The organism is Lacticaseibacillus sp. YLM2-1 (assembly GCF_056583465.1).
Genome location: NZ_JBWOEE010000006.1, coordinates 1 through 6,289, shown reverse-complemented (window position 1 = coordinate 6,289; position 6,289 = coordinate 1). Strand labels below are relative to the sequence as shown.

Annotated in this window: 8 protein-coding genes; 5 read left to right on the top strand and 3 right to left on the bottom strand. The window is 41.0% G+C overall.

The features are described 5' to 3' along the window. Positions 1-56 precede the first annotated feature (56 nt). Positions 57-176 carry a hypothetical protein gene (locus AC07KQ_RS15160; protein ID WP_003572085.1) on the bottom strand — a complete coding sequence of 40 codons (120 nt, stop codon included), beginning with the start codon at positions 174-176 and terminating at the stop codon, positions 57-59. Between the two features lie 808 nt (positions 177-984). Here AC07KQ_RS15160 and AC07KQ_RS15155 point away from each other — a divergent pair. The 5 genes from AC07KQ_RS15155 to AC07KQ_RS15135 all read left to right on the top strand — a co-directional run bounded on the left by AC07KQ_RS15155 (position 985) and on the right by AC07KQ_RS15135 (position 4,284). After that, the gene (locus AC07KQ_RS15155; protein WP_016373425.1) at positions 985-1,185 is read left to right on the top strand and encodes a hypothetical protein; all 201 of its coding nucleotides are present in this window, start codon (positions 985-987) and stop codon (positions 1,183-1,185) included. A gap of 516 nt (positions 1,186-1,701) precedes the next feature. Further along, positions 1,702-1,992, top strand: a complete 291-nt coding sequence (locus AC07KQ_RS15150) for a hypothetical protein (RefSeq protein WP_196241580.1) — start codon at positions 1,702-1,704, stop codon at positions 1,990-1,992. An 87-nt stretch (positions 1,993-2,079) separates the two neighbouring features. Then, entirely contained in the window at positions 2,080-2,622 is a 543-nt protein-coding gene (locus AC07KQ_RS15145; RefSeq protein WP_233055132.1) for a hypothetical protein, read from the top strand. A 284-nt stretch (positions 2,623-2,906) separates the two neighbouring features. Next, positions 2,907-3,353: a hypothetical protein gene (locus AC07KQ_RS15140; RefSeq protein ID WP_016383307.1), complete on the top strand. Its 447-nt coding sequence runs from the start codon at positions 2,907-2,909 to the stop codon at positions 3,351-3,353. Positions 3,354-3,723: 370 nt separating this feature from the next. Next, positions 3,724-4,284 (top strand): DUF536 domain-containing protein, encoded by a 561-nt coding sequence (locus AC07KQ_RS15135; protein WP_480156696.1) that lies wholly within the window; start codon positions 3,724-3,726, stop codon positions 4,282-4,284. A gap of 378 nt (positions 4,285-4,662) precedes the next feature. Here the strand turns inward: AC07KQ_RS15135 and AC07KQ_RS15130 are convergent, their stop codons facing one another. Together AC07KQ_RS15130 and AC07KQ_RS15125 are read right to left on the bottom strand one after the other, a co-directional pair. Continuing rightward, complete coding sequence (locus AC07KQ_RS15130) at positions 4,663-5,442, bottom strand: replication initiation protein (RefSeq protein ID WP_003589424.1); 780 nt, start codon at positions 5,440-5,442, stop codon at positions 4,663-4,665. A 667-nt stretch (positions 5,443-6,109) separates the two neighbouring features. Beyond that, complete coding sequence (locus AC07KQ_RS15125; RefSeq protein WP_003572033.1) at positions 6,110-6,289, bottom strand: hypothetical protein; 180 nt, start codon at positions 6,287-6,289, stop codon at positions 6,110-6,112.

Here is a 6,289-nt window from a genome sequence, read left to right as displayed (position 1 = left end):
TTCAAAAACCTCCTGAATGGTGATGATGAATTGTCGTCTAGCAAACCAACGCGGCGTTAAAATGGCGTCACGTTACCGGACGATTTTTGGTCAACAGTTGCGACGGCCCTGGTCAAAACGTGAACGTTTTTCTCCAGGTAAAAGATCAAAATAAATCGAGTTGTGATCCGTTCCATCTCAAAAATCGGCTCGGTTGGATCGAGGACTTTTTAAGGCTGATTGGAACGCGCCTAAAATCATGAAAGAGCATAAGGCAAAACTGACCCCAAAATTGGGGTAAACCGCAGTGCGGTTTGGTTTGTCGTGATAGCACGTTGGGGTCAAAAGGTGTCGTAAAACACGATTCACTCCACGTGAAAAAATTACGAACGTGTCGTAAAACGCGTTTTACTACACGTGGATGATGCCAGTTACGACAAGGGCTAGCGCCATTCACTACACGTAAACAGTTTTTTACTACACCTGAGCAAGATTATTCGCTTATTGGGCATAAACGAACGATTTTTGGCGTTGCAGAACACGCAACTATATAGTGACTTGATTGCAACGAGGGGTACGTATAGCGAGTTACTCGAATTGAAGCATAGATGTTGCTTTAACAGAAACTGTCGAGATGCTTGTAACGCAACAAAATATTGAATTAACCGCAACTCTGAAACTGCACAAACATCAACGAAACTGTTTCTTAAATGCAACTCATATATTACACAATATTCAACTTGAGTGAAACTCTAAATGAATGTAGGCGTCAACACTGCGTGTAACATTATGCAAAAGCCAGCGAAAAGATGCCATCAGGTGCTGTTTGAATTTTGGCTTTGGAGGAGCGACTCACCCCTCTTCAAAATAACAGGGAAATTGGGGGCGTGCCCCCAAACAAAATTGACGATCAGCGCAGCTGAGATTGGGTCAATTCATCGCAAGTGTACGTACACTTGCAAATCTCGCGACAGTCGAAAATCGTCCAAAAAGCAAAATCGGTGAATGGCTGATTTTGCTTTTTGTTTAGGTAGAGATTGCAAAGCCGTGGTGCTAAAATATAACGATTTTATGAAACATGGTGCGAGTAACTTATTGCTTTGGGCGCCAGTTGTTCCTGATTTGTTTGAGCACCCCTTGCTTGGTTCGCTTGGTGACTTCTTCGATATGCTCTTTTTGGTTTTAGGGCTAGCAAATGGTTTGTAAGAAGGGCGCTGTGCTCCCATCTTAACTCCCTACAAAAACAGCCGGTACCTATTCGGTAACGGCTATAAAAACAGGTTGATGTGGCTTTGTAAAATGATCTCAGGTAACTAGTTTCAATGCTGATCACTAAACAATTCTGAGAACTAAAACACGTTCTCGGGGGGACAGAAAAGTTTCGTTTGTCAGAATAGTACATCACTTACGAAGAAAAACTGCTTCAATCTAATGAAAGCGCTTGATTGACAGCAAAACGCTTTGCTTTTAAAATTACAATGTGCCCTCGACTAAGAAATTGTTTTGAATCTCTGGGAAAAGGTTAGCCTCCTTAAACCATTTTCAAAATATTGAAATGTCGTGGACGCCTGGCTCGATTGTTTTAGACGTTGTTGCTCGTCCATTTGTGCTGGATACCGCGTGTAATGATAGGGAATCTCTTCAATATCGTTGATATAACGATATTTAAATTGACTTTTACCAAAGATTGCAAACAGGTTCTAAGGGAGAAAGGGGCTTCAAGTGAAAAAAATAGCGAGTCTGACATTAGGCTTGGGGATACTTTTTAGTATGGGCATGTTGGCATATATACCAATACATGCAAAAGAAAATGGTGCCCAACGTGAATCGATCGATCATGCAAAAGAATCCACCTCAGTGCAGACAGATGAACAAATGGACCCATCAACTAACTCTGAAAAATCTGGCTTTACAAGGATCTTTGATAAAAACGGTAATGAAGTTCCTTTGTTGGATAAAAATGGCAATGAAGTGCCAATAGAAGAAAAGGCATCGACATTTTCTGGGTGGTAACTTTAATTATGCAATCTAGGTACTAACGATAATAGTTTTCCCGTACTAACTGACAGTGTAACCGGAATTGAAATTGACTTTGCTCATATGACTGCAGCATTGGCGAGCTTATTGTATTTTGATCAATCTATTTCCGCAAGTGGAATACAGGATCTTGCGGGTTGGGCAGGAGACCTGCTGACGGGAATTTCAGACTCAATCGATAGTGTAAAAGAATATTCAAGTTTGCGTGCCGCCATGGAAGACCATTTTGGGCATGATGCAACAAAGGGGAGTAGTCGTTTTGGAGTGGCTGATTTGATGGTTGACGTTGATGCAGTAAACATTTATGTTAACTTTAAAAACAGTACCAAATCTTTATATTCAATTATTAGTGACTATTATAACGATGGAAACAATACAAGACGTTTTAAGAATTATATGATCAATCGATTTTCCGATAGTAGCAGTAAAATTGAGTCGGATACGCGCAATATTTTAAGCCCTGAGGGAACATTAGCTCTAAATGCCGAGTATGTAGCTGCATTGGCAACCTTTAAAACTTATTTTAACGTTTTTTATGAATCTGACCAGGCAATATTAGCGGCGAGCGTATATAAAGATATGATTCAAAAACGTTTAGAAAACTGATTGTAACATTTAGAGGACTTACTGCGATTTGATGTTATAATTTCATTATCTTTCTACAAAAGGTAGATGGTGTTTTGAATCGGACATGCAACATGACCATTCTTATTCTGAATAGTTCAAGCTTATAAATGTTTTCGTATTAAGAAATTCGAGTTGGCGGGAACCTTAAAACTACTGGTAGCAATGAAGGAGTATATACAACGACTTATTGGAAAAACTTAAACGCAATAGCGGGTGTCGCAGTATTGTTCTTTCTGTCGCTTGTTTTTGCAAGCTGGACGATGATGCAGACTCCTCTGGGATTGAGCACGCTTGTTCTCTTTTTAACCTTGTTTATACAGGAGATCCGTATAAACAATAAGCAGATAAGGAGAAGTCAACGAAAAGTTTATTTATCTTACGTGATAATCTTTTTCAGCTTATTTTTATTTAACGCAAGTGTGCATCAAACAAGACTCTCTACATTTGGACAAAGTGATATAGTTCAGTTTTTGGGTGAACATGAAGCCGGAATTCATATGAATGGTAAAGGTTACCACTTGATATGGACAAAAAGATCATTTCTAAGTACTGTGTACTTCTACAACTTGTATGAACGTCGTGGATTATTCTTTTATCGCGTTAACTCTAAAGTCATCTATTATACAATACATCCATCTAGGGAAGTTGACCACGGTGCTGTCAAGACATTCCTTTATTACACTAAAAAAGAAGGCAAGATAGTAGATTAAGTCGGTGAATTCATGGTCAGTCGCTTTGGATACTAACTTTAACGAATCGGTTAAAGGACAAGAATGTCAATAGGTCGGACCCAAAATTAGGGCATAAGCAAATGCGTCTATGTCTGACTTAGAACAATTGTTTTATAAGACAGGATTCTATGCTGTCAATTATCGAACAAATAAATTTTATCCGTAATGATAGCATAGGAGACTCGTTAAAGCCTACCCTAACGTATCGACTAAAAACATCTCAAAATGAGGCCTTGAATCTGATTCAAATAAGTGACCCGAAACGATCTTTAAGATCGTTTCGGGTATTTTTTATAGGGAGTTGTCCGTAGCCGTTGCTATAATAGACATTAGAATGAAGGGGGCAATCATGAGCAAGTCAGCAAAACAGATAGCGGACGAGTTGAGCATAAGCCGGCAAAGGGTTCAGCAGATTATAAGACAACTTCCCGCTAGCAAGAGGCCACAAAAGGCAAGCGGACGCTACGCAATTAACGCAATCTCCGAAGATGCTATAAAGTCAGTGTTTTACGGTAATCCCGCCAATCAAAGTAAAGAACAAGGCAACGCAAGTAGCGTCAAAAAGAGGCAAGAAGACGCCACTGAATCCGAAAGTCATTCTGAGACAGCCGATCCAAGCGCCGTGATTAGTGTTCTCAAGGAGCAATTAAAGGCAAGCACTAGTCAGCTGAGTGCTAAGGACGAGCAAATCAAGGAGCTACACAGGTTGCTCGATCAATCGCAGCAACTCCAGTTGATGGCCGAGCATAAGCTGAAGCAGCTTGAGGCACCAAAAAATGAGCTAGAGAGCGCCGCTGAACCGACCGCTGACAAAAGCCACACACGATCGCCAGAAGCGCCGAGAGCGGCTGAAAGTGCCCCAGAACAGAGGCTATCTTTTTGGCGGCGCTTGTTTGGCCGGCAGAAATAACAAACAGCCTCCGCGTTGGCGGAGGCTGTTTCACTAAGTTTTCGACTGCTTTTTGGTATACTGGTTTAGTCGCTACGCCTTTTTGCGTGATACCGCGCCTAGAGGTGGTGATAGTTCATGAATTCATTCGATAAAGCGATCATCGCGCCGCTGCTTGTTGGTGTGTTTCTGCTCTTGTTGAAATACGCGCTGGATAACCACAAGTAGTGTAAGTAGCGGCAAAATCCAGCACTTGGCACCGGGCCATCATCTTCTTGCGGAGATGATGGCTTTTTTCGACACAAAAAAATCCGTGCAGCTTGCGGACTACACGGATCTGTGATGTTCATAAATTCATTCGATTACGTTCATTTTAGCATAGATTATGACCAGTTGCATTTATAAATCTTTGCTTGAGGATCTGCGTACAAAGTTATTGTGAATTTCAACCTGAACTACTTGGCGGCCACGCTTCGCTTGAAATAGTTCCAAGTCCATGTCAAAAATTTTTAGATTGATCTCTCGGATAGCCTTTATTAAGACATTGCGCTTTAAAAGCTTGTACTCGTAATTTTTGGGAGCACCCAACCATTCTTTGAAATCATATGGAGAGCCTTGAACAATGGCAATTGTTTGCCCGTGGTCGTTATCAGCTTCTCGCATGAGTTTATATAGCAAGATAGCATATTTGCTTTTTAGTTGAACAGTGTCTTCTAAAAGATATTGAGTATAGTGCCCAATATCTTTTAGGCGCAATAAAAAAGGAGCAAAGTCTTTGTTGATCTTAAGCTCAATTTGGCCGTTTTCCCAAACTTTAGCGCGTTCAAACCAACCAGTCATTGTAATAGATTTCTCTTTTTCGTTATAAATAAAGACGTCTTTTTTTCGCATGTCATTGAGATTTTTTGCTAATTGCGAATATGAAGTTCCGCTCCGCTTGAGATTAAGAACACTTGTTAACTCGTACATAGAAGTATGTAACACATTAAAATGCTCATCAGTAGGTTTGATTTTTGAAACCACATAATCCATGATCTTAAGTTCGCGAGCACTCAGGTCATGGCGAGCTTTAGTAATAAGATCGTTATGTTCTGCAACTAGGAAGTAACGCTGATCCCGAATTTCCTCTTTATTGAAATCGCGGTCATTTTTCCATAAAAGTTTTTTTACATCTACCATCGGCAATCCTCCACTTAAAAAGTAGCCTATCACAAATGGTGACTCATAGAAAAGCGAATTTCTATTTTTAGTCCCCTATCGTGAACTTTTTAGTCCCCTATCGTGAACTTTTTAGTCCCCTATCGTGAACTTTTTAGTCCCCTATCGTGAACTTTTTAGTCCCCTATTAGTCGATTTAAACGCGTGGTTGAGGCGTTTTCGATCCCCTAAGTACTTAAAGTATTTAGAAGTATTTAAAAGTATATATAGCGCGCGCGAGGCTTGTGTTTGTGTTTTGCTTGTTAATAATCACAAAAGACCTTGGGGAGAACCTCTCCCCAAACCCCATAACAAACCCTGGTCGCTTTACTCCCTAAAAAGGTGTGGCTGCGCCACATTTCACTCCGGCTTCGCCTGCGCGCCGTTGGCTTGCCCTAGCGCGCTTCGCTTGCGTGGCTCAGAAGAACCTCAGCTGAAGCTTCGGTGGGCTATCGCCATTCACCGACAAAGGCACGTTGCCTAAATTTGATCAATCACTAAAGCTTTTTATTGGTGTCGTGAACCTATGCTGATAAAAACGGCTTAGAACGCTTATATTTGCGTTCTAAGCCGTTTTTGATGTAGAGAGCATTAATTCTACCCGCCAGAGCAAGAAACGCTAGTACAGGCCCTTTAGCGCTTTTTAAACTCACTGCTTTGATAACCAGTCCTCAATGATATTTGATTTGGTCACGCTGACATGGTACTTAGCCAGTTCCGGATTTTGATTCACTTCCTGTTGCTTTTTTGCGACCAGCTGATTCAATTTCGCAATCGCCTGATCGGTCAAAGTGAACATGACCCGGTGTGTTTCGTCTTGCTTTGTCAT

Coding starts and splice junctions, on each gene's coding strand:
- AC07KQ_RS15160 (WP_003572085.1), bottom strand. CDS start 176: ATGGAACGGATCACAACTCGATTTATTTTGATCTTTTACCTGGAGAAA.
- AC07KQ_RS15155 (WP_016373425.1), top strand. CDS start 985: ATGGCTGATTTTGCTTTTTGTTTAGGTAGAGATTGCAAAGCCGTGGTG.
- AC07KQ_RS15145 (WP_233055132.1), top strand. CDS start 2,080: ATGACTGCAGCATTGGCGAGCTTATTGTATTTTGATCAATCTATTTCC.
- AC07KQ_RS15140 (WP_016383307.1), top strand. CDS start 2,907: ATGCAGACTCCTCTGGGATTGAGCACGCTTGTTCTCTTTTTAACCTTG.
- AC07KQ_RS15135 (WP_480156696.1), top strand. CDS start 3,724: ATGAGCAAGTCAGCAAAACAGATAGCGGACGAGTTGAGCATAAGCCGG.
- AC07KQ_RS15130 (WP_003589424.1), bottom strand. CDS start 5,442: ATGGTAGATGTAAAAAAACTTTTATGGAAAAATGACCGCGATTTCAAT.
- AC07KQ_RS15125 (WP_003572033.1), bottom strand. CDS start 6,289: ATGACAAAGCAAGACGAAACACACCGGGTCATGTTCACTTTGACCGAT.